The following is a 25314-nucleotide window of genomic DNA, read 5'->3' as shown; positions in this document are numbered from 1 at the left end:
TTTATTTTGTTTGCCAAGTACGCCCCGCTAGCCTGAAGTACCGTTATAAATTATCAAAAAACTATCCTTGTAATAAATGCTTTACTTATAAAATAATAGATAACCTCTTTTGCAGGTCTAGACTGACAACCAGTGACTTACGACCATTGTTGTCAACTGAACGCTTACAATCACTGTATCAAGGATATTGATTGATTGCTCAATACAAAAAAACTTATGGTTTGCTCACAATGGCAATTCTTATTAGGACAACCAAAGTCAGAACAATCAATTTTTAGAAGAATATTTAAACCACAGTTTTGTGAATGACGCTATAAAATAGAATCTATAGCTTTACACCCTCTAGATTTTATCAGCAGCTTGACAGTAAGCCTCTTAGTCCCGTAAAGAGAAGCGTATTTAAACGGCTCGTTTATCATAGCGACTGGCGGCGCAAACTTTGCAAAGCAAATATGCCTTTATACCCCCTCTATTATTTTGTAAACATTATTATAAGCGCTGAGCTGAAAATCAGCTCTACTTGCCCATCAGCCTGAAACCTAACTTGTCGTGCTTGTGCGTCCTCATAGGATATTAATATGAAGCGCATTTTGATCAACGCTACTCAAAACGAAGAGATTCGTGTTGCCCTGTGTAAAGGCAATCATCTATACGATTTCGATCTAGAAAACCGTACCCGCGAACAAAAAAAGTCCAACATCTATAAAGGTCATGTCACTCGTGTCGAGCCATCCTTAGAAGCGGTGTTTGTGGAATATGGTTCACAGCGCCAAGGGTTTTTGCCGATTCGCGAAATCTCCACCGAATATTTAAGCGGCAATCCACGTGATGAGAATATCAAAAAACTCATCAAAGAAGGCGATGAGCTTATCGTGCAAGTCGAGAAAGAAGAGCGCGGTAATAAAGGCGCGGCGCTCTCCACTTACGTGTCACTGGCTGGACGCTACTTAGTACTAATGCCCAATAACCCTCGCGGCGGTGGTATCTCTCGTCAAATATCTGGTAAGCTGCGTGAAGATATGAAGCGTATGCTTGGCAATCTTGATTTGCCCAAAGGCATGAGCGTCATCATCCGTACCGCCGGTATCGGTAAAACACAAGAAGACTTACAGCACGATCTCAACCACTTGCTCAACATCTGGCAAGCCATCCAAGAGCAAAATAAAAAATACCCCTCCCCGCGCCTCGTACATCAAGAAGCTGGCGTGGTCACCCGTGCGGTGCGCGATTATCTGCGTGATGATATCTCTGAGATTTGGATTGATAACGAAAACGCCTACGTTGAGGCGGCCGGTTTCATTGATGCGGTGATGCCAAAACAGGCGGAAAAACTGCGTAAATATACGGATTACGAGCCAATGTTCTCCCGCTTTAATATCGAAAAGCAGATCGAAACCGCTTATCAGCGTGAAGTGCGCCTGCCCTCAGGCGGTTCTATCGTCATCGATCAAACCGAAGCGCTGGTCTCCATCGATATTAACTCAGCCAAGTCGACCAAAGGCTCAGACGTCGCTGAAACCGCTTATCATACTAACTTAGAAGCTGCTGATGAGATTGCCCGTCAGCTACGCTTACGTGATATGGGCGGTCTTATCGTTATTGACTTTATCGATATGAATGACAATAAGCATCAAAAAGAAGTCGAAAAACGGCTGGTTGACGCCACCAAATATGACCGCGCGCGCGTACAGTTCGGCGATATCTCTAAGTTTGGCTTGATGGAGATGAGCCGTCAGCGTCTGCGTCCATCATTAGAAGAGTCAACCGGCTATATCTGCCCACGCTGCCATGGTAACGGTATGATTCGTGACTTACGCTCGCTGTCGCTATCGATTATGCGTCAGATTGAGCAGATCGCGCTAAAAGAGCGTCAAGGTGAAGTACAAGCAGAAGTACCGACTGATATCGCCGCCTTTTTATTAAATGAAAAGCGCGACAGCTTAGTCTATCTTGAGCAAGACAGCGGTACTCGCATTACTATCTTGCCGCACGCGCATTTAGAATCGCCAAACTTCAAATTGCACTTCAATCGCGATGGTTTTGCGCCCTCAAGCTATGAGCGTATCACCGATACCCAGCAGCAAGAGCATAACGATCTGGGCTACGATGTCGATTGGCAAACGGCCGAAAATGAGCGCCCAGAGCAGCAGCCGACGCGCCAACCTCGTCAAAACTCAAAGCCCAATAACCCTAATCAGAGCAGTCAAAATAAGGCTGAAAACGACAGCACAAACTCTCGTCAGGCAAATGGCTCGCAAAGTAGCGCCCGAAATAATAGTGAGAGCCGGACTCAAAGCCAGCAACACACGGCTGATCGTACGGTAACCCACAGCGATCATAGTAACGAGCATCGTAATCAAACCAACCGTAACGCCTCGAGCAATGCCAGCCAAACCGCAACTACTAGCTCTACCGCGCAGCCGCAAGCCGTCGCTTGGTTATCCAACTTGTTTGCGAAAGCCCCGCAAGCTAAAGTCGCTAATGTCAGTAGTCGCGATGCCGCAGAAGCGATAGAGGCTTTGGTCAATACTGGCGCGCAGAGCTTAGGCTCACTCGGTCAAACCGATAGCAGTGCTTTAAGCCAAAGCGCAGCTGCAAGCCCGCAAGACCAAGATCAAAGCGCTGATGATACAGGGTCTGAACGTCAACACAAAAATGATGATAAAGAGCGCAAAGGCGATGATAGACGTCGCCGTAAGACCCGTAAGCCCAAATCTTCACAGTCTTCGAAGTCGCAGCAAAGAAAAGAGCAGCGCGATGGCTCGAGTAGTAACCACAGTCAAGGCGATAACGACAGTGCTACTAACAATGCGGCTAACGGCAGTCGTCAAGATAGCAGAACTGACAATAAAAACAGCTCTGATAAGCGTCATAGTGATCGTAATACCGATAATGATCGTAATGGCAGTAATGAGCGTCAAAGCAATCAGCGCAATACCGACTCTAATGAGCAAACCCTTGCTAAGCGCAAGCCGCATAGCAAACGTAGCTCACGGGGTTCGCTTGAGCGCGGCGAGACGCTAGACGCTACAGCACAATCTAGCTCTGACGACCAAGTTAAGAGTGAGGACGTTAAGCAAAATAATGGCAAGCAAAACAGCCAGCCGCGTCGTAATAATGACACGCAAGCTGCGACTCACGCTCGCCGCAATCAAGATCCTAACGAAGTCACGTTACAGGTCAATGAAGCGCCCGTGCAGCTCAAGACGCCGGAAGTCGTGCATCTGTCACTAGATGATAGCAAAGCGCCCGCCTCCCGACCCTCGAAAACGGATAAGCAAGCGTCTGACAAGAAGACTGACGCGCAAAAAGCAAGTCAAACGACGGCTAAAGAAAGTGCGAATAACAGCGAAAAAAGCGCAAGTTTGGAAGCTAACAAAGACGCTGCTAGCGTAAAAGCTGAAAACGCGAAGCCGGCGGATAGCACTCAAAACGCTGATAAAACTGTTACTGGCGAGCATAAAGAAGCGACTGCTGCAGCTGACGTCGCTAGCGACAAGCAGACGGCTGAGCCAAGCCGCGCCTTTGTTCTTGACCATGATAGTTTATTTGCAGCGCGTTACGTCACCGCCAATAAGTTTGGTCAAGCCAGCAATGACCCGCGCGTAGTACGCAGTCAGCAATTAGCAAATGCTCAGCCACAAGCGGACAACTCAGCTGCTGCTGTAGTCAGTCCTACGCCTAGCATTCGCGGCTCGGTTGGCGCTTTTATTCGAGCGACTCTAGCTTCGGCTGAGAAGCGCTTAGCCGATGAAGGCGTGATCCATTGCTTTATTGCTGCGATAGCTGAGCATTCACAGCAAAAGGCGGGGGCAGAAGATAGTACTGCTAAGCAAAACACTAGCTCTGCTACTGTCGATATCAGCACCTTTAGCTTTAGCAACTATGGCTATGACTCGCTAAGTGCCGAGTACCTTCAGCGCTTTTCGGCTATGACTACCGCCACAAGCCAAGTGGCAATAGAGCAAGGCAAAACCGCAGTAGCGCCGCGTCCTATCGCTCAGCGCGCGAGTAATGATCCCCGTGGTCAGCATCCTGACTATAAAGGAACGACTCAGCAAGCAACTTTGACTGTGCCTGAAGTCGCAGGCGACACTAGTGAGGTGGACGCTGATGACGTAGAAGCTACTGCGCTATCAAGAGAGGCGCAAGCTGAAAGCATTGCAGCCGAAAGTGAGCAACTGTTGCAGGAAGATCAGGCGCTTGCTAGCCAGGAAAATCTGGAGACGAGCGTGGCTAATGAGCCTGCCACTGCCGATAGCGAAGCAGCAGCGACAGACAGTGCCGGGGCTGAAAAGTCAAAAACGACTATTGCCAGTTATAAAAACATGATCGAAAATGTGGCTGAGCAGTTATTACCACAAACGGGAATGTTTAATCTGACAACGCCAAAAGTGCCCAAAGCGCGAACGCGTAAGCCAAAGACTGAGCATAAGAAGCCCACACAAGCAGAAAAGGCTGAAGCAGAGAATGTCGATAAAGAAGCAGATAGCTAATGACAGTCGCTTGTGCTATCGAAAATAGTAGCAGCACCGATACTCAAAAGCCCCGATAGTTAACTATCGGGGCTTTTGCTTGTTAGGGCTTTTTATTTGCTTAGTGCTTTTAATGGCAAATCAATGTGCGGCTGATTTTGCATCATCATCACCGCCGCGCATTTTGCTAACGATAGTAAAAACACCAACGATAATAGCGCCGATAATAAAGCCGATGACTCCGTTTAAGATAGCGGTAGTCACGCTTTCGAAAACGCCTGTCAAATGGGCGATATCCTCTACCCCATGATCCAAAAAGCCAATACCATGTACTAAAATACCACCACCCACTAAGAACATCGCTAAGGTACCCGCAATAGAGAGAAACTTCATCAGTTTAGGCGCGGCAGCAAATAATACTTTACCGACTTTTTGGGTGAAGTTACCTTCTTTCTCCATTAGATGTAAACCCAGATCGTCTATTTTTACGATACCCGCCACTAGACCATAAATACCTATCGTGATCGCGATGGCTAAAATAGATAATACTAAACTGCGCTCAAGAAGCGTTGCCGAGGCTGTCGACCCCAAGGCAATCACAATAATCTCTGCAGATAAAATAAAGTCAGTACGGATAGCGCCTTTTATTTTGCGTTTCTCAAAAGCCACCAAATCAACGTTTTCATCCGCATTGGCTTGTAGACGAGCCGTGTGTTCTTCGTCATCAGATAATGCATGTGGCCAAAATCTATGGATGACTTTTTCAGCGCCTTCATAAACCAAGAACAGACCACCACACATTAGCAAAAAAGTAACTAACGGCGGATAGATAGCACTAATAATCAGCGCGGCTGGTACTAATATGAGCTTATTTATAAAAGAACCTTTGGCGACTGCCCAAACCACAGGTAGCTCACGATTGGCTTTGACTCCCGTGACCTGCTCAGCGTTCAGCGCTAGATCATCGCCTAACACTCCGGCTGTCTTTTTTGCGGCGACCTTGGTCATGACCGATACGTCATCCAATATCACACTGATATCATCAAGTAGCGTTAATAAACTGGCACCTGCCATGTATATTCCTTAAAAGTTATGAATTTATAATTATGCTTTAACAAATAACGGTATATCGACACTTATGTCTGTCTGTGCCTATTTTCTATCTATGTCTTTTTATTAGATTAATCATAGAAAACCTAGCTAATGATGACATAACCAGAATGACATTACATAGTAAGAATGTATTTTATTTTTGATTTCCTTACAAAGGCTGTATAAAATTCGACACGGATATTCATATTGATGCTGTCTGTTTCTTAGGTGAGGCTAAGGTAAAAATATCTAGCTTCGCGTCTATTTAATAAAATATGTTAAGATACAATGTTTTATTCGGTTTTATTTAAGTTTTATTCGGTTTTACTTGTGCTTTATCTGCATCCACTACCAAACCATAGATAAGCGCTAGCGCTTATAGGAAATGTTATATAGATAAGCGCTAGCGCTTATAGGAAATGTTATATGTCTCTACTCCCCTTTCCAACAGATGGCGCGGCTAGCCACAAATCTGCTAATAGTCCCAGACGCAATAGATTGACGCGAGCGATGATGAGTACTCTACTGGTAGTGATAGCAGCCGGATGTTCAAACAATGCTGCTGACGCGACCAGCTCTGAGGTTGTCAGTAATAAACAAGCCGTTGTAGCGGCCAGCACACCAGCGAAAGACAACGATGCGGCAGTAGTGAGCGCCTTGCAAGCTAACCTAAATGCCTCTGGTATTGAGGAGACTATTATCTCTGCTGTGCCAACTGATATGGATGGTATCTACTGGGTAAGCGCCGAAGGTCTGCCCTCCTTCTTCACGGATAAAGCCGGCAAGCATATCATTCAAGGTCAGATCATCGCTGTCGGAGGCGAGACACCTGTCGATATCAGTGCAGATTTAGTCGCTAGAACCGCAAAAGAAGCGTTAGAGCGCGTCGATAAAAAAGACATGGTGATTTTCCCAGCAACGGGTGCAACCAAATCAGTAGTGTACGCCTTTACTGACGCAGACTGCGGCTACTGTCGTAAGTTGCACGAAGAGATTGCCGATATCAATGCTCGCGGTATTGAGGTTCGTTATTTAGCTTGGCCTCGTAGTCCAGAATCTATTCCCAAGATGGAAGCTATATGGTGTAGTCAAGATCGCAAGGCAGCTATGAATCAAGCAAAAATGGGCGCTGACGTACAAGCTCCTAGCTGCGCAAACCCCGTGCAAGAACAAATGGCTTTAGGGGCGAGTCTTGGCGTGCGCGGTACGCCAGCTATCTTTACCGAAACCGGGTATCAAGTGGGTGGTTATCTACCCGCCGCTCAGCTAGAGCAAGCGATAAATGCCACTAAGTAGCGGCTGCGAAAAATCAATCCTAGTAGCACTGTATTATATTTCATAGTGGATTGTTATAGTAACGAACGCTCAGTCGATATGTCATCAATAACACTGCAGTCAACAACATCGAAGTCAGCAACATTGCATAGACGCAACGACTGCTTGTCGGTATGATACGATAAAGCGTTAAATAAGATCAGCGTTAGAGTAAGGTGCACTGAACATTCCGCTGTGTCACTGACAAAGATTATTGGTAACTGCTCAATAGAACCTAGCAGTTAACTAAGCGTCTCCTTACTTAAGCCTTTATCTCACTTTTAAGGGCGTTTTTTGGTAGTTTAACTGAGTACACTGATAACCCTGACTTATCTTTTTTATACACTTATTAATTTTTGAGGATACTGTGAGTAAATCCATAAAGCTAGCGATACTTGGACTCGGTACTGTCGGTACTGGTGTGGTCCATTTGATAAATGACAATTTAGACGAACTTAAGCGCCGTAGCGGACGCGATATTACCATCACTGAAGTCGGTACCCGTCGTCAGCGTGAAGATATTGATGCCAGTATTACCCAAAATGCCGATCTAATGGCAGTAGCGGCAAGCGATAATGTCGATATTGTCATCGAAGTCATTGGCGGCACTACCCTTGCAAAAGACGTTATTCTGCAAGCCATTAACAACGGTAAGCATGTGGTCACCGCCAATAAAGCTTTACTTGCTGAGCACGGTAATGAGATTTTTGCGGCGGCAGAAGCCAATAACGTCCATGTCGCTTATGAAGCTGCGGTCGCTGGTGGTATTCCGATTATTAAAGTTATGCGTGAAGCCTTAGCCGCCAATAAAATTGATTGGCTAGCAGGTATCATCAATGGTACCGGCAATTTCATCATGACGGAGATGCGCGATAAGGGTCGTCCTTTCGCTGAAGTGCTAAGCGAGGCACAAGAGCTTGGCTACGCTGAAGCGGATCCGACTTTCGATGTTGAAGGGATTGATGCTGCGCACAAGCTTGCACTGCTTGCGTCTATTGCTTTTGGTATTCCGCTACAGTTTGATAAAGTGTATTGCGAAGGCATCACTGATATTACTTTACAAGACGTCAGCTACGCTGAGGAGTTGGGCTACCGTATCAAACACGTTGGCTTCGCGGTTCGCCGTGATGGAGACGGCGATGACGACAAGGCTGGTATTGAGCTGCGAGTTCATCCAACACTTATCCCGCAAGACGCCTTACTGGCGAATGTCAATGGGGTCAAAAACGCGGTATTGGTGAATTCGCATCCACTTGGTCAAACGCTGTATTACGGTGATGGGGCTGGGGCTGGAGCGACCGCTTCTGCGGTAATGGCTGATGTGATGGATCTGGTGCGCGTGATCGGCAGTGATGTTGCTGCCAAACATGTGCCGCACTTATCATTTCAGCCCGAGCAGCTATCTGACACGCCTATCTTACGCGCTGAGCAGATGACTAGCGGTTATTATCTGCGCGTACACGCTTTTGATAATCCAGGGGTGCTAGCAGATATCACTCGTATCTTGAGTGATGCCGGTATCAATATCGATGCGATTTTGCAAAAACCTGCGCACAAAGTTGGTCAAGTGCCGGTCATTATCTTGACCTTGCCAGTGGTAGAGAGTCAGATGAACCTCGCGATAGAAAAGATAGAGAAGCTCGAGGCTATCACCGGCAAAGTGGTACGCATTCGCTTGGATGAGTTGGCTTAACGGCTATAACCACTTGGTCTAAAAACCTTGTTTAATGTCTGAGCTGCTTTTTTATCACTCTATCAGTATAAAACTGAGCGTTTTAAAACAGTAAGCTTGCCCCTATAATAAAAGCAAGGTTATTGTAAAATCTTCATTAACAAAGAATACCAATAGCAAAAATGAATACTAAAAAGGACGAATAACTATGTCAAATGATGCAATCGTAATCGTCAATGGCGCGCGTACTCCCATGGGCGGCTTTCAGGGCGCTCTAAAAGATGTCAATGCGGCGGATTTGGGCGCTGCGGCCATCAAAGCCGCTATTGAGCGTGCTGGCGTCAGCGCTGATAGTGTGGATGAAGTGATTATGGGCTGTATTTTGACCGCAGGTTTGGGTCAAGGCCCTGCCCGCCAAGCCATGCGTAAAGCCGGTTTGCCAGATAGTACTGGCGCGGTCACTATCAACAAACTATGCGGCTCTGGCCTCAAAGCGGTGATGCAAGCTTATGACGGTATCAAAGCAGGTAGCTTCGACGTCGCCGTCGCGGGCGGCATGGAGTCGATGACTAATGCGCCTTATATCATGCCAGGTGCACGCGCAGGCTACCGTATGGGCCATAAAGAAGTCAAAGACCATATGTTCCTAGATGGTCTAGAAGATGCCGAAACCGGCAAGCTTATGGGCCAGTTCGCGCAAGAGATGGCGAATGAGAAAGGCTATAGCCGCGAACAAATGGACGAATTTGCTATTGAGTCTTTGAATCGTGCGCTAACCGCTATCAAAGATGGCCACTTCGACAACGAAATCACCCCAGTCACTTTTGAGACTCGCAAAGGCGAACAAACCGTCGATACTGACGAGGAGCCTGGTCTTGCAAACGCTGAGCGTATCCCAAATCTACGCCCCGCTTTTGCCAAAGACGGTACTATCACCGCAGCTAATGCCAGCTCAATCTCAGATGGCGGCGCGGCAGTGGTAGTGATGAAAGAGTCGCAAGCAAAATCAGAGGGCTTAGAGTTTCAAGCGCGTATTATCGCCACCGCCTCAAACTCTCGCCATCCTAGCGAGTTCACTATCGCTCCTATAGGTGCGATCGAAAAGGTCTTAGATAAAGCGGGCTGGTCAGTCGCCGATGTCGATCTTTGGGAGATTAATGAAGCTTTTGCCATGGTGACTATGGCTGCTATGGACGAGCTAAATATCGAGCATAGCAAAGTCAACATTGAAGGTGGTGCTTGTGCGCTTGGTCATCCGGTCGGCTGCTCTGGGGCGCGTATTTTGGTTACTTTAATCAACTCACTACAACGTACAGGCGGCAAAAAAGGCGTCGCTACCCTTTGTATCGGTGGCGGTGAAGCCGTGGCGGTCGCTATTGAACTGCCATAAGGCTTGCTGATTGGTTTTTTATCTTACCGTTTGTATATTATGACCGCATCAGCTAAGGCTATGCGGTTTTTTTATGTTAGTAGTGCTCTCTAATGGTTCTTTTTAGCGGTTGTCTTTAGTGGTTCTCTGAAAAACCGTGCAATGAAACCTTTACTGTAAACAACCGTAAACTTATACCTGCGCCATGTTATAGCACTTACAGCCTATTACACGCTTTTACGTCTATCGCACACTTTGCTACTTCGCTCATATACCAACTGTAATTTACCCTTGATAATATTATAGTCAGTTGATGCGAAGCAATTAAAACAATTTATGCAAAATAATTTAATAATTTGCTTTGCTAAAACGGAGATTTTTATAGAAATGAGTGCTAAGTCTTTAGTATCTCTATCTTACGTTTAGAGAATCACATTTACCGTAATTATTTTAAATAAAATTATTTTAAACAAAATCAACTCATAAAAAAGGAAGATAATAATGAGCCAACTTATCCGTTTACAAGATATTCAAGCGACTCACCGCGACCTAATTGGTGATGACTATTATGACCCAACTGGCAAAACTGCTTATGGTGTCAACGAAGATAAAATCGGTAAAATCGATGGCGCTTTAGTAGAAGATACTACTGGTCGCATTCGCTACTTAATCGTCGATGCAGGCGGTTGGTTCAGCTCAAAAGAAGTCTTAGTCCCTGCAGGTTTAGCTCGTATTGTTGGTGATGATGTATTCTTTGATAGCTTGACTAAATCACAAGTAGAAGCAATGGAAGTCTATGACCATGACTATCAGTACAGCTATAAAGAGCAGTATGAAAAAGATCGTCAAGCTTTTGTAGCAGACACTGTACCTGCTGAAGAGCACGTAGAGATTGCTGATACTCACTATGATGCACCGAACACTTTAGAGCTATTAGAAGAGCGTCTAACCGTAAATAAAGATCGTATCGTAGCAGGCTTAGTCAAAGTCGGTAAGCATGTGGTTACCGAAGAGCGTAACGTGGATGTAGAGTTAGAAGAAGAACACGCCAACATCCAGCGCACCAACGTAGATCGTGTCTCTGATCGTAAGATCGGTGATGTCGGTGCTAGCGAAACCGTCGAAGTAGAACTAGAAGCAGAGCGTGCTCGCGTGGGTAAAGATACTTATGTGACAGAAGAAGTCAGTGTTGGTAAAACCACTGAGCGTCATACTGAGACTATCGTTGAAACCATTCAGCGTGAAGAGCTCGATGTTAATGATGAAGGTAATGTCGTCGACCGTGAAGGTAACTTGTATGACCGTGACGACATCACTGCCGAAGACGTCCGCCGCGCTCGTGGTATGTAATAAGCTAAACGACTCATAATAGTATTTTATGATAGTTAAAAGCAGCTGAGTTATCTCAGTAAATTAAGGCCAGAGCTAGTCTCTGGTCTTTTTTTATGTTTAAAGTTAATTTGTATCTATATCACTTAGGTTAGACACACCACTGAAAATAACAAGGAAGATGACTATGAATAACAACTCTGATAAACCATTAAATCCCAGTAACAGCACCTCTGATATTAATAACTTTGATGTTAATAAAACCGATGCCGATAAGCGTGTAGATAAGAAAATAGAAGATCATACTAATGAGCATAAATTGCCTGCTCCTGACGGCCTGACCGATGCGGCACAGACTACGATAAACACTGGTAGCGGCTACCTTGAGCTACTAGAAGAGCGTCCGGTGGTCAATAAAGAGCGTTTGGATGTCGGTAAAGTGACTGTTACTAAGCATGCGCGTACCAGAAGAATTGAGGTGCCTATCGAGTTGGTGGAAGAGTACATTACCGTTACTACTGCACATCAGGATAGTGAAAGCCAAGATATGCTCTCAGGCAGCTTCGATGACAAAGATATATTGCGCCATGTGGAACCTTCTTTGGACAGCAAAGCGGTGGTGACTATCAATGGCAAACAAGTCGAAATCGGTGATGCACCGGTGGAGATTGTGCTATCCAGACAAGTGGCGACGATCACCAAAGACACTTATGCGATTCAAGAGATCGATATTAGCAAAACTACCCATACCCACACCGACAGTATTCAAGTCGAATTGAAGCACGAAGAGCTCGATGTCAATGAAGAAGGATTTTTGGCACACGATCATCAACAGACACCCAACAAATAACCCCTGCCATTGTCACGATCGAAGGATTAAATATACCTCAAAGTAAAACTAACAAAGCCACGCTGACTTAAAGTAGCGTGGCTTTGTTAGTTTTCAAAATAGCGTTAGATCAAATAGCTTTGAAGCTAAGAGGGTTAGTCAGTCTCATCGCATTGATAAGTAGTGATATCAGGCTCACCTTCACTAGACGTACGAATCACGCCGGTCTCACGCTCTTGATGCGCGACCCGCCATTGGGTAAAGCCTGCGCTACCATCGATCGTTGTGGTGCCTTCGTAGACTCCTGGATTCGTGCCTTCATTGGTTTTATTAACGGTGATAGTGCCTTTAGTTGTGCTCAGCACCGCTTCGTTGCTCTCGTCTTTATAAGTGACATCGACTTTTAGCTCAGGCGCACATAAATAAGTGATTTGGGTTACCCCTGAGTTAACACTAGCGACCGTGTCGTCTTCTACCTCATTGAGCGTAGCATCAGGAGCGATGACGGTATCATTAGGCTCGGCAGGATCTGCTGACATCGGCACCGCTTGCTCAGTGGCAATATCGTCTTCTAAGCTTGGCTCAGTTTCAGGCTCTTGTTGGCAAGCACTAAGGCCAATGACGCAAGCGAATACTCCTGTTATAACGGTAGACGCTCGTAACGATTTTGATAATCTTAGGCTCATGCCTATCTCCTAAATTTAAGTGCTGAGAACTGAAAGTGTTAAATGCTTAAGTTTATAATCATCAGGTTAGTGACGATCAGGTTTGTGACGATCAAAGTTATGATGATTTAACGTGTTCAATACTATAGCTTGTCCGTCTTTATGCGCCTATATTGGATTTGTAAACAAGCGGTATTGCTATTAGCGCAATATAAACCAACGATAAATCTCACTAGCTATCCGCTTTATATTAGCAAATAGTTTACTGAGTTTTAAAGTAGATTCAGTAAAAATATCAGTAAACAAAGCGGCGCCTACAAAAAACCCTCATCTACGACAGGTGAGGGTTGATAATAGCAATAAACGATTTAAGCATTAGACTGCTTAGATTTTGCCATGACACTGCTTATACTTCAGGCCAGAGCCACAAGGACAAGGCGCGTTACGGCTAACGTTCATATTGGCATAAGGATTACCCTCTGCGCCATTAGCAGCGCCCGCCCCTGCCGCTGCAGCACCAGCTAGATTCGCCCGCGCGGTTTGGTTTTGGCTTTGGTTTTGATTGGGGTTACGAGCCGCCGCTTGTTGCTCTTCACCGGTCAGACCGCCGGCATCTTTATGCTCAAACTGCATTTGCATGCGTTCGGCGTCCGCGCGTTGCTGCGCCTCTAACGCTTCGATTTCTTCCTTAGTCGGTATGTGCACGCGGGACAAGTCTTGTACCGTTTCCGACTTGATAGCGCCAAGCATCATTTGGAATAGCTCAAAGGATTCGCGCTTATACTCTTGCTCGGGGTTTTTTTGCGCATAACCGCGCAGATGAATCCCTTTTCGCAGCTGATCCATTTGCGTTAAGTGCTCTTTCCAGTGTTTATCTAAGCTTTGCAGCATAAAGTGACGCTCGAGCTGCGCGGCATCACGGACGCCCATCTGCTCACGGCGACCATGATAATGATCTAACGCTGTCTCAATAATCTTGGCCCGTAGACCCTCTTCATCGAGACGACGATCTTCGTCTAACCAATCATTGACTGGCATATAGAGCTTAAACTCGTCCTCTAGCTCATCTTCTAGCCCATCGATATTCCACTGGTCATCGATAGAACCTGGCGGTATGAACTGGTTGATCATGGCGTTATAGACATCGTGATGCATCGCTTCGATAGCTTCTAGTAGATCCATATCGGCGAGCAAATCATCACGCTGACCATAGATGACTTTACGCTGCTCATTGGCGACATCGTCGTATTTGAGTAGGTTTTTACGAGCATCAAAATCGCGACTCTCTACTTTACCTTGCGCGTTTTCGATAGACTTGGAGACCATCTTATGCTCGATAGCCTCATCTTCTTTAAGACCCATCGCCTTCATCATATTGACCACGCGGTCGCCGGCAAAGATACGCATCAGATCATCTTCTAAGGATAAGAAGAAGCGTGACATGCCAGGATCGCCTTGACGACCAGCACGACCCCGTAGCTGATTATCGATACGGCGTGACTCGTGACGCTCAGAGCCGACAATATGTAGGCCACCGGCAGCGACGACTTGATCATGCTTTTCTTGCCACTGGGCTTTGAGGCGCTGCATCTCATCCGGTGATACAGATTCGGGGTCCTCGATAAACGACTCCCAGTTACCGCCTAAGATAATATCAGTACCACGACCCGCCATGTTGGTAGCGATAGTCACGGACTTTGGGCTACCCGCTTGCGCGATGATGTCGGCTTCGCGCTCGTGCTGCTTGGCGTTTAGCACGTTATGCTTGACGCCATCTTGATCGAGTAAATAGGATAATTCTTCTGAGGCTTCAATGGTTGCGGTACCGACGAGCACTGGCGCGCCTTTGGCCTGAATCTCTTTAATCTCGCGGATGATGCCTTGATACTTACCTAATTTAGTCAGATAGATCTGGTCATCCATATCGACACGCGCGATCGGCTTATGGGTTGGGATAACAATGACATCTAGATCATAAGTCGATTTAAATTCTGCCGCTTCAGTGTCCGCAGTACCGGTCATGCCAGATAGCTTGTCATAGAGACGGAAGAAGTTCTGGAAGGTCGTCGTCGCCAGTGTTTGGTTCTCGGCCTGAATCTCAACCCCTTCTTTGGCCTCGACCGCTTGGTGCAGACCCTCGGACCAGCGTCGGCCCGGCATCGTCCGGCCTGTGTTTTCATCGACGATGACCACTTCGCCTTCATCAACGATATAATGGACGTTTTTGACAAAGACATGGTGGGCGCGAATGGCAGCTTGTACGTGCGCGAGTAGCGGTAGACGGCTTGGGCTATAGAGACTCTCGTTTTCGCCAAGCTCGCCGACTTTGATTAAAAAGCGCTCAATCTTCTCATAGCCTTTTTCGCTGATCTCGATCTGACGGTTCTTCTCATCGATCCAGAAGTCTTCGTCTTCGTTCTCTTTATTGGCTTCTTCATCTTTTGAGCGTATCAGCAGCGGAATAATGGTATTAATCAGTGCATACATGCGTGAAGAGTCTTCCGCTTGCCCTGAGATAATCAGCGGCGTCCGCGCCTCATCGATCAAGATGGAGTCAATCTCATCAATAATACAGAAATTTAGCGGACGTTGTTTTTTCTCGCTCAAACTAAAGACCATATTATCGCGCAGATAATCAAAGCCGTATTCGTTATTGGTCCCATAAGTGATATCCGCTTGATAAGCATCGACCTTATCTTGCGGGGGCTGCTGCGAGTAAATAACCCCGACTTTTAGGCCCAAAAAGTTAAATAACGGCCGGTTTAAATCAGCATCACGCGCGGCTAGATAGTCGTTGACGGTGACTAAGTGCACGCCTTTATCGCTGACAGCGTTTAGGTACATGGCGAGGGTTGCCATCAAAGTTTTACCTTCACCGGTCTTCATCTCAGCGATCTTACCTTCGTGCAAGGTAATACCACCGATCAGCTGTACGTCGTAATGACGCATACCAGTGATACGCAGTGAGGCTTCACGGCAGACAGCAAAAGCTTCTGGTAATAGCGCATCTAAGCTCTCGCCGTTTTTATGCCTATCCTTAAACTCCGCCGTTTTTTGCTGTAATTGCTCATCAGACAGGGCTTGCACGCCAGCCTCATGGGCATTAATCTTGGTGACCACTTTGCGCATGCGCTTGAGCTCACGGTCATTTTTGGTGCCAACCACACTGCCTACAATCTTTGATAACATAATTTTTTAACCTATGGAAATATTCAATAATTAAAGCGTGTAAGCCAACATTTAGCTTGACGTTTTATTATCACCCAATTAAGTGTTTCGCCATTATATATGGTTATGCTGCTGATGGATACAAGGGCAATGACTAGATATTCGCTACCATCAATTACCCTGTGTCGTGTTAAAATAGTGGTTATTTTTTACTTTAGCGAAGCCCAATAAGAGATGATGAATGCCTGTTAAACCCATTGATTCTAGTTCTGACTCCAATGCCCTATTAACCATTGGCGATACCGTCTTTGACTTGGCGCACCATACACCGATGATGGTGCAGTATCTAACCATGAAAGCCAGCTATCCAAACGCTTTATTATTGTACCGGATGGGCGACTTTTATGAGCTGTTCTTTGACGATGCCAAACGCGCCGCGCAGATATTAGACATCACTCTCACCCGCCGTGGTAACGATAAGGCCGGTAATAACATCGCCATGGCAGGCGTGCCCTTTCATGCCGCCGATAGCTATATGGCGCGGCTGATTGCCGCTGGGCAAACCGTCGTGGTCTGCGAGCAAATAGATGAATCAGCCAGTCATAATACGCCCGTGCTCGCTGATAAACAAAAAAAGAATGCCGCTACTACGCCGAATAATGGCATCATGCGCCGCGAGGTGGTCAAGACCTTGACCGCAGGTACCATCACTGATGATGCGCTCATTAGCGCCGGCTCTACACCAACCGTTGTCGCCATCGATATTAAGGCGGACTTATTAACGCCATCAAAGACTAAGAACAGCAAACAACCACTACAAGCCGCTATCAGTCAGCTCGACTTGGCCGCCGGCACGCTGACCACGCAGACGCTAACAGTCGCGGACTCAGCGGACTATGCTGAAGCTAGCGCCCAACTACAAACGCAAATGCTCACCGTACTAGCACGATTTGCGCCCAGTGAAACGATAGTCAGTGAGACTATCGATGAGCAGTGGCTCGCTTGGCTGCGCGGTCAGCTAGACTGTCCTATTATCGAAGTCGCCGCCACTGATTTTCACCCCGATCATGCGGCCGCTACCCTCTGTGAGCAGTTTGCTGTACAGCGCCTTGATGGCTTAGGTATCAGTCAAGCGCCGCTTGCGCAAACCAGCTGCGCGGCGCTCATTCATTATGCGCGGCAAACTCAGCAGCGGCAAATACCGCAGGTCAATCAGCTCATCGTTGAATATAATGACGATTATCTGATTATCGATGCCGGTAGTCAGCAAAACCTTGAGTTATTCACCCCAGTGAGTAGCAATGGCACCTCGCTAATATCCGTGCTCAACCAGTGCCAAACGCCGATGGGTAAGCGCTTGCTGGTGCAGCAGATGAAGCGGCCGCTACGTCAACATACGCGTATCAATTTACGTTTGGAGGCGATAAGCGCGCTATTGTCAGCCAATCATACCACTTCACATTCAAACAATTCTGCCTTAGTGATTGAGCTGCGCGATACGCTAAATACCATTGGCGATATTGAGCGCATAAGTAGCCGTATCGGTCTGATGAGCGCTAAACCGCGCGACTTGCGTAAACTCGCTGATGCTATCGCTAGTAGTCTGCAGCTCGCGCGTTTATTAACTGCCTCTGGTATCGAAGCTGAGCAAAGCGGTCTATTACCGATGCTGATGCAACAGCTGCCCGACCACTTACCTGCCGTGCAGCAGGTCGCGGAACGCATCGAGCGCGCTATCATCAAAGAGCCGCCGGCGCATATCCGCGACGGCGGAATGCTAGCAGCAGGCTTCGATGCTGACCTCGATCGGCTAACGCACTTGCATGATAATATCCAAGCCACCCTCGATACGATGGCAGATAGCGCGCGGCAACAATATAACCTGCCGAGTCTAAAAGTCGGCTTCAATAAGGTCAGCGGCTTTTATTTTGAGCTGCCAAAGATGCAAGCTCAGCACGCTCCAACACATTTCATCCGCAGGCAAACCCTCAAAAACGCCGAGCGCTTTATCACCGAAGAGCTCAAAGAGCTAGAGACCGAATACCTAAGCGCGCAGACTTTAGCGCTAGCGCGTGAAAAGCAGCTCTATCAGCAGCTGCTTAGCGAGCTGAGCGGACATCTAACTGAGCTGCAGCAACTCAGCGCCGCCGTAGCGCAGCTCGATGTGCTCGTCAACTGGGCCGACTTGGCAATGACTTATAACTGGCAGCGTCCGGTGATGATGGATGACAACGCTCATATTGATATAAAAGCCGGACGTCATGTGGTGGTCGAAGCAGTATTAAATAAGGCGAACCCTCACAGCCATGCGACTAACCGTTTCGTCGCTAATGACTGTCAATTAGGCGCAAGCGAATATCCTGAGCGCTTACTACTGATCACTGGGCCCAATATGGGCGGCAAATCTACTTATATGCGCCAAACTGCACTGATTGTACTGCTCGCGCACTGTGGCAGTTTTGTTCCGGCGCAGAGTGCCCATATTGGCGATATCGATCGCATCTTTACCCGTATCGGCTCGGCGGACGATCTGGCTGGCGGCAAATCCACCTTTATGGTGGAGATGATAGAAACAGCAAATATCTTAAACCAAGCCACCGATAAATCATTAGTACTGATGGATGAAGTCGGACGCGGTACGGCCACCACCGATGGTCTGGCAATTGCCCATGCTTGCGTCAATAAGCTGTTAGAGATTGGCTGCTTAACCTTATTTGCCACTCATTATTTTGAGCTGACGCAATTGGCACAGCAAAATAAGGCGATTCGTAACGTTCATGTCGCCGCCAGCGAAGTCGATGGTCAATTATTACTATTACATAAAATCAAGGACGGCGCCGCCAGCTCTAGCTTTGGCCTGCATGTGGCAAAAATGGCCGGTATCCCGCAAGCGGTACTCGCCGATGCCCAGCGCTACCTGCTCGATACGCTCACTGCGAATACCGCCACTGCTTATGATCAGAATCAAGGCGATCACACTGATGACAAAACTGACTTAACTCATTCCGTAACGGATAAACGTCAGCAGCGCTATGACCCTCATGCAAAGACCAACCTCAATAATTCTTCTGAGCAAGAACCTAAACCCGTAGATATTCAGCAACAAAATCAATGGCTTGCGCTACAAGAAAAGCTAGATCATATGGACCCTGATAGCCTAACACCCAAGCAAGCGCATGATATGCTCTATTGCCTCAAACAACTCATTAGTCGCTAAAGGGGTTTGTTAAATGTGTATAAAAGCGCTAAAATATGCGTTATTTTCGCTATTTAGCATTTAAAAGTCCAACCAATAACAGGTAGCCCTCTATGACCTTTATCGTTGCAGATAACTGCATCCTTTGTAAGCACACGGACTGCGTGGAAGTCTGCCCGGTAGATTGCTTCTATGAAGGACCCAACTTCTTAGTCATTGACCCAGACGAGTGCATCGACTGCGCCCTTTGTGAGCCTGAATGTCCGGCCAATGCCATCTTCTCAGAAGATGAAGTGCCCAAAGGACAAGAGATATTCATTGAGCTAAACGCGGAGCTAGCCCAGAAGTGGCCGAATATCACTGAGATGAAGCCGGCAATGGAAGATGCTGAAAAGTGGGACGGCGTCGAAGGTAAGATTCAGTATTTGGAGAAGTAGCTGAGTTATTAATAGCGATTGCTTATAAATAAAGCATCTCGATGTATATTTGGCTGTGGCTTTTGCTACGGCCTTTTTTTTATAGCGTAAGGTGGCAGCTACATCGCCTGATAATAATAGCGATCCAATCTTGGTATATCATCGGTGTGTACGGGTTGTGATGGGTTGAAAAATGCCACTTGCGCAAGCTTGACGCTGCCCGGACATTCAAAATTACAAAGCATAATGTTCTGTATCTCATCGCGATTACGCTTATTCGGTATCGTCTTGGTGAGGATATAAGCGTCATCGCCAAAAACCTCGTACCAGTTGTTAAATAGCGTCTGGCTATAGCCGTGCTCTATATTGGCCTTGCCGATCATATTTGCCATGATATACCTGCTGTTATTCTGAAACTGCTCAAGCGCCTCTAGGGTATATAAGTTGCTCGCTACATGCCGCCCTTGAAAAGCATCTATCAGCATAAAGTCATAACGCGCCTGCGCGTTACGCGTTAAAAACCCACGCGCATCATCGCCGATAAACTCAATATTCTCCGCTATTGGCGCTTTTAGAAAGTGCGTCTCAACGATATCCGGCAGACCTTTATCAATATCGATGACCGTCAACACCATATTAGGATTATGATGCGCTACTTCGCTAGGTGTGCCCATCCCTGCCCCGCCGAGGAATACTAAACTCTTTGGCTCAACTTGTTCAATCGTCTCCACAGTGATTTTACCGTACCAGTGGCAGTTCTTTTTTGATAGATATAGCCAGCAGCTACTCGTTGTTTGACCGGGCTTATCGGTGATAGTGACGGCTAATTGATCATCGATGACGGTCTGCTTAATAAACCAAGTACCCGTCGCCGTTTGATGGCCGGTATCGACTTTATTCAAGAATATAAAAATAAAAGTCACCGCAACCGCCGCTACTGCAAGGCTATAATTCATGCGATGTGTCGATAGGCTGAGCGGCTCAGTGCTCTCAACTTGTATCGCTAAGCGCGTACATAAATAAGCGCTAATCGCTAAAGCGGCGATAAATAAAGCTAAGCTACTCATCAAGCCAATATAAGGCAACAATAAAATCGGCGTCAAAGTCGAGCCCAGTACGCTACCCACAGTGGTAATGGCTACCATCATCCCAGCGTTTTTACCGGCATCCACGCCGTTATTATCATCCTCATTCTTATACTTCAGCGATAAGAACTGGGTAATCAGTGGAATAGCGGTCGAGCCAAAGGCAAGCCCTACCCCAAATAATAAACCCACCCCGATAGCAGCGATAATGGGGCTATCGATACTGGCGGTCATAAACGCTAATAGTGGTAATTGGATAATACAAGCGATAGCGTGAGAGATAGCCGATAGTGACAGCACATAACCGGCCTTTAGTAACGCCTGTCTTGGCGTCTTAATATCTTGCGAGAGACGACCGCCATACCAGTAACCCACGGCAATGGCGATGAGTACCATGGCGAGGATAACGCCAGTGATTGAGATGGACGCGCCGATATAAGTGGCGGAGATACGAATGGCATAAATCTCAATCCCCAAACCGGCAAAACCCTCAAGCAGGGCGATCGCGAGACAAACACCTAACACCTTTTTTTGCATAAACAAACTCGTCACTTTTAGTTGGTAGAGTGAGTTTACACTATTGGGATGTTGGCGTGTTTGGGAAGTGTTGATTTGGTTTGGTAGGATGCGTTTGATTAATTAAGGTAATACGCGACAAGGCGAGCCATTTGGAACATCACATTCGATACGAGCATTGGATGGCGATTTTGCAATAGCTTCAATCTTCTGCTGTGTCAAGGTAGTCCATTCCTTGGCATTAGTAATAGATTCGCATGCACTTATTACTGGGCGCGAAGGTTTACCGTTGTTCTGATTATTAAGTACATAGAATACATCATTACTATACGCTTTCGCCTCAGCAAGGCAGGAGTCTTGCTGAGCCTTTTGAATATGTTGGCGGTAAATAGGTATAGCAATTGCAGCTACTATACTAATAATCACAACTATCACCATCATTTCTATTAAGGTAAAGCCTGTTTTTAACTGCTTATTTAACATAGTTTATGAGAATATTTTTAATGATTTCTTTATACAGCAGAAAGCGTGCCAGTTTGTCTACATTTTAATATTCACTAATCCTTCTTTAATAATTGTTATCTGATGAACTAAGACCTTTACTGAGTATAGAATATTATTAGTTATTAATGACTGGTATTAGGCAGTGTTCAGACTGTAGACCATACATTGCAGAAGCAACTGCTTTATCACATAACCCTATTGTATGTTGCTGTAGATATCCTAGCTCATCTGGATACTTTTGTGTCAAACGTATCAAACCAGGTAATACACGAGGATAATAGAGAGCCGTTTTATCTAGCCATAATCGAGCTTCGTCAGCCTTACCCATCCTCTGCAAATAAATAATATGAGCCGCCGTGTGTGTATAGTATGGAAATACTTGCATGTTATTAGTAATTAATTGATCAGACAGCAGCATCTCTTCCTTACTTTCGGTATCAGGATTTACTTTAGAGGTATCTAGCTTATCAGCATACTTATAATAAAAAGGAATATACCTACCTTGTTCGCCTATAGCTATACTTTGTGCATGATGTATATCACCTCCTAATGCAAAAGTTTTGTTAACCTGTCTTTCATGGTCAACCAATATGATTACTAGAAGTAACATAACTAAAGTAGCATAAAATATCCCTAATCTTTTTAAGTTACCTTTCTTCTTATCTGATTCAGTAAGCTCTTGATTATCAAGAGAAACTTGTCTAACGATCAAAGACAATACAAGACAGAATACGATAAGAAAATTGCTATGCCACAAAGGCAGCTCTACCATGCTATGGAGTAAGCTAATCGTACATATCATCACCAGACCAAATGTCATCACATCTGATGTATATTTAAAAAATGCTTTTAATAATATATATAATAATGGCAACGTAACTAGTAAGGTACCCAGCAACCCTACTTCTGCCAATAGCTGTAATAGTAGATTATGACAGTGAGAAAAATAGTTATTAGCTCGAGACACTCCCATAGTAGCCACTTGGTCGTGATACCAAAATGATTGAAAACCATACGTACCCCATCCCTGACCTAATAATGGCGCATCTAAAAATGCTAGCCATGCTTTTTGCCACTCAAGCCAACGTGATAAGTACTCACTATCTCCTAGAAGTCTGTCTGTACCACTACTAACATCTGAAGATATGAACGGGAAAATAAACTGAGTAAATAATGCGACAGCAAGTGCGATAAGTATATTACGAGAAAATGTTTTAGTGTTTTTTTCTTGCGTTATGAGTAGCTGATAACCCGCCATAGCGGATAGTCCTACAATATACAATACAACAGTGCGAGAGCCTGCATGTGCCATAACGAGGGAATAGCATAAGATCAGCAGCCACATTTTTATGGAAGATAGCTTACCCATACGCTCCAGAGTGATACTTGCGATAAACCCCCACATAATAATGTGACTAAAATTATTGCGTTGACCAACTTGACCGCCGTTACCCGAAAACAATATCCAACCTAGCTTGTCTTTTAACACCGGATCTATAATCCACAATTGAATTACATACAAAACCAGCTGAATAATAGCCAGTATGACAATGCCCCATAAAACACTAAAAGTAATCAGTTTGAAATAAGATTTCGGGACACTAAGGATTGCGGTAAGCAATAACGCTAGTAAGATAAAAAAACCAGAAGTATAAAAAGAGCTTCCTAGATAAGGAGACTGTAATATTAAGTTCTGTAGGGGTAAATATAGCGCAAATGCCAAAAGGCAAATAGTTACAATAGATGACTTTAGATTATTAGTATTGAACAGTAAATAAACAGCGAATAGCGCACTCAACATCCCTACTGTTATGTCCATATAGAAATTTATATATGGAGGATAATACCAAGGTAATAAAAAAGGCAAAATTAGTAATAAAGTAATCAATAATTTGACTATAAGTTCGGGTTGCCCTTGATTAATAGATAGCGTATCCGACTGCATGACTTAAAACCTGTAATAGAGTTATATAAAAAAAGCCGACAAAGTCGGCTTCTTAAAATATATTATAGCAAAAAATTAATCTTCAACTGCACATGTGCCGCCACCAGCAACGTTACAAGTAGTCTCTTTGGTACCAGTTGTAGGTGTGAATACTACACTAGTAGTTGTAATATCTATATTACCATCATCTAAGTCAACACATGCACTATTACGCTCGTTATAGCTAGCTTGGGCAACTACACTAGATGTCCCAGGATCTTGTACATCAACAACAACAGTATTAATCCATGATTTGGCTTCAGCCAAGCAGGCACGCTCACCAGCACGTTGCGTATAGTTCTGATAAGCCGGAATAGCAATTGCCGCTAGAATACCAATAATAGCAACAACGATCATTAGTTCGATTAAGGTAAAACCTTTTTGTGTGTTCATAAGAACTCCTTAGGGTGGTATAGAGACAGTCGGTTATGATACGACTTATCTTTAATTCAATTAAGATTGGCTATGACGCCTTATACTATTAACTGCATATAGCATGCCAAATCTTTAACTGCATATAGCATGCCAAATCTTAAAACTCACTGACTTTATTAAACATAATAGGTTTCACCCTATTTTTTACCGTTTATAACAGTATTTCGACCACTTGTTAGTGTATCGTTAACATAATGTTACTGTCAACCTACTAATTATCGTCAGTTCAGTCACTTAACATAACAGAGCGTAACTTTGATTGACGTTTTTTGTCAATAAACATCGTGAACTGACATTTTTAGTCTATCTAGACCATTCCTCTTCAGTACCACAAATGGCGTTTCGGCATTTTACACCCCAAGGATTGAGAGTCATCGTCCCATCAGTAGCCATTCTAGTACCTGCTATTGGTGTCGCGGTCAATGTCCAGTTTCCACCACCTAAGTTATTACCATTAACTGGCGCTACAGTCACAGTATATAGCGCTGTACCCTCGTTAGGATAGGTCGTACCTGCTCCGTTGACCGTATTACTGAATATCTCACTTAAAGGAATACGATTATAACGCCTATATGTGGTCTTACTCGACTCAATACGTGAAGCTATCTGTTGCATCTCGCTCATCATATCTGCTCGAATACCTCTTTCGATATAGCCGATATAGCTCGGATAAGCGATAGTTGCCAATATTCCTAGTATCGCGACTACTATCATCAGCTCAATAAGCGTAAAGCCTCTTTGTGTCGGTTTTACCATGTGTTAGCTCCTGCTCCGCAATTAGCAGCCGTTATCACTATCGCCGTGTTATTACCACAGCGTAGACCGCGACTATTAAATAAGAAGCTATCTGCTCCTGTTATATTGACTGGGGTGGCAAGCATGACCCAATTATTGGCGAGCTGACCCGCCCCTTGTAAAGTACTAAAAGTACCACCGTTTATCGTCCCTAATCGAATAGTGTAGCGCGGATTGGCTGCTGGTAGATTGATCATCCCTGCATTGTTTATAGTATCAGTTCTAGGCTCAAACCCTCTATAAGTGAGCGCTTTGGCACGCCATTGTTCAAGCTCCACACTCAGCGCCAACATTTTTCGCTGAGCGTCAGACTCAGCGTTACGCACTTGATACGCGCGGTAGCTAGGTATAGCGATAGAAGCCAGAATTGCAATGATGACAACTATAATCATCAACTCTATCAGCGTAAAACCTGATTGACTATCTGCTTTAAACGTTAGTAAAGTTTTAAGCTTACGCGTATGAGTCAT

17 protein-coding genes are annotated in these 25314 nt (G+C 45.4%); 8 read left to right on the top strand and 9 right to left on the bottom strand.

Annotated elements, in window-relative coordinates:
• Positions 1-578 precede the first annotated feature (578 nt).
• Complete coding sequence (locus tag ACTXGJ_RS02445) at positions 579-4496, top strand: Rne/Rng family ribonuclease (RefSeq protein WP_443564991.1); 3918 nt, start codon at positions 579-581, stop codon at positions 4494-4496.
• A 120-nt stretch (positions 4497-4616) separates the two neighbouring features.
• Here the strand turns inward: ACTXGJ_RS02445 and ACTXGJ_RS02440 are convergent, their stop codons facing one another.
• Entirely contained in the window at positions 4617-5549 is a 933-nt protein-coding gene (locus tag ACTXGJ_RS02440) for a DUF808 domain-containing protein (RefSeq protein ID WP_443564990.1), read from the bottom strand.
• A gap of 444 nt (positions 5550-5993) precedes the next feature.
• On the opposite strand from ACTXGJ_RS02440, the gene ACTXGJ_RS02435 reads away from it, so the two are divergent.
• The 5 genes from ACTXGJ_RS02435 to ACTXGJ_RS02415 all read left to right on the top strand — a co-directional run bounded on the left by ACTXGJ_RS02435 (position 5994) and on the right by ACTXGJ_RS02415 (position 12101).
• The gene (locus tag ACTXGJ_RS02435; RefSeq protein WP_443564989.1) at positions 5994-6863 is read left to right on the top strand and encodes a DsbC family protein; all 870 of its coding nucleotides are present in this window, start codon (positions 5994-5996) and stop codon (positions 6861-6863) included.
• A gap of 385 nt (positions 6864-7248) precedes the next feature.
• The gene (locus ACTXGJ_RS02430) at positions 7249-8574 is read left to right on the top strand and encodes a homoserine dehydrogenase (protein ID WP_439240171.1); all 1326 of its coding nucleotides are present in this window, start codon (positions 7249-7251) and stop codon (positions 8572-8574) included.
• A gap of 187 nt (positions 8575-8761) precedes the next feature.
• Entirely contained in the window at positions 8762-9943 is a 1182-nt protein-coding gene (locus ACTXGJ_RS02425) for a thiolase family protein (RefSeq protein ID WP_443564988.1), read from the top strand.
• Positions 9944-10423: 480 nt separating this feature from the next.
• Entirely contained in the window at positions 10424-11272 is an 849-nt protein-coding gene (locus ACTXGJ_RS02420; protein ID WP_443564987.1) for a DUF2382 domain-containing protein, read from the top strand.
• 166 nt (positions 11273-11438) lie between these two features.
• A complete protein-coding gene (locus ACTXGJ_RS02415) occupies positions 11439-12101 on the top strand; it encodes a YsnF/AvaK domain-containing protein (RefSeq protein ID WP_443564986.1) in 663 nt (220 codons plus the stop codon).
• 134 nt (positions 12102-12235) lie between these two features.
• On the opposite strand, the gene ACTXGJ_RS02410 is transcribed toward ACTXGJ_RS02415, so the two are convergent.
• Both ACTXGJ_RS02410 and secA read right to left on the bottom strand, forming a co-directional pair.
• Positions 12236-12766, bottom strand: a complete 531-nt coding sequence (locus ACTXGJ_RS02410) for a hypothetical protein (RefSeq protein WP_443564985.1) — start codon at positions 12764-12766, stop codon at positions 12236-12238.
• 363 nt (positions 12767-13129) lie between these two features.
• Positions 13130-15934 carry a preprotein translocase subunit SecA gene (secA, locus tag ACTXGJ_RS02405; RefSeq protein WP_443564984.1) on the bottom strand — a complete coding sequence of 935 codons (2805 nt, stop codon included), beginning with the start codon at positions 15932-15934 and terminating at the stop codon, positions 13130-13132.
• A gap of 220 nt (positions 15935-16154) precedes the next feature.
• On the opposite strand from secA, the gene mutS reads away from it, so the two are divergent.
• On the top strand, positions 16155-19130 hold the full coding sequence (gene mutS / locus ACTXGJ_RS02400) for a DNA mismatch repair protein MutS (protein ID WP_443564982.1): 2976 nt from the start codon (positions 16155-16157) through the stop codon (positions 19128-19130).
• A 92-nt stretch (positions 19131-19222) separates the two neighbouring features.
• Positions 19223-19546, top strand: a complete 324-nt coding sequence (gene fdxA, locus ACTXGJ_RS02395) for a ferredoxin FdxA (protein ID WP_443564981.1) — start codon at positions 19223-19225, stop codon at positions 19544-19546.
• Between the two features lie 98 nt (positions 19547-19644).
• Here the strand turns inward: fdxA and ACTXGJ_RS02390 are convergent, their stop codons facing one another.
• The 6 genes from ACTXGJ_RS02390 to ACTXGJ_RS02365 form a co-directional block, all read right to left on the bottom strand.
• A complete protein-coding gene (locus ACTXGJ_RS02390; RefSeq protein WP_443564980.1) occupies positions 19645-21147 on the bottom strand; it encodes a fused MFS/spermidine synthase in 1503 nt (500 codons plus the stop codon).
• Between the two features lie 102 nt (positions 21148-21249).
• Entirely contained in the window at positions 21250-21609 is a 360-nt protein-coding gene (locus tag ACTXGJ_RS02385; RefSeq protein ID WP_443564979.1) for a prepilin-type N-terminal cleavage/methylation domain-containing protein, read from the bottom strand.
• A gap of 136 nt (positions 21610-21745) precedes the next feature.
• Positions 21746-23575 carry an O-antigen ligase family protein gene (locus ACTXGJ_RS02380; RefSeq protein WP_443564978.1) on the bottom strand — a complete coding sequence of 610 codons (1830 nt, stop codon included), beginning with the start codon at positions 23573-23575 and terminating at the stop codon, positions 21746-21748.
• 75 nt (positions 23576-23650) lie between these two features.
• Positions 23651-24007, bottom strand: coding sequence for a prepilin-type N-terminal cleavage/methylation domain-containing protein (locus ACTXGJ_RS02375; protein ID WP_443564977.1), 357 nt, complete (start codon positions 24005-24007; stop codon positions 23651-23653).
• Between the two features lie 345 nt (positions 24008-24352).
• Complete coding sequence (locus tag ACTXGJ_RS02370; protein WP_443564976.1) at positions 24353-24805, bottom strand: type IV pilin protein; 453 nt, start codon at positions 24803-24805, stop codon at positions 24353-24355.
• Positions 24799-25314: a prepilin-type N-terminal cleavage/methylation domain-containing protein gene (locus ACTXGJ_RS02365; RefSeq protein ID WP_443564975.1), complete on the bottom strand. Its 516-nt coding sequence runs from the start codon at positions 25312-25314 to the stop codon at positions 24799-24801. Before ACTXGJ_RS02365 ends, ACTXGJ_RS02370 begins: the two co-directional genes overlap by 7 nt.

This window comes from Psychrobacter sp. 1Y11 (assembly GCF_052259045.1).
Lineage (GTDB): Bacteria > Pseudomonadota > Gammaproteobacteria > Pseudomonadales > Moraxellaceae > Psychrobacter.
Note: the sequence above shows the minus strand (reverse complement) of the source record. Positions and strands in the feature narration are given on the sequence as shown.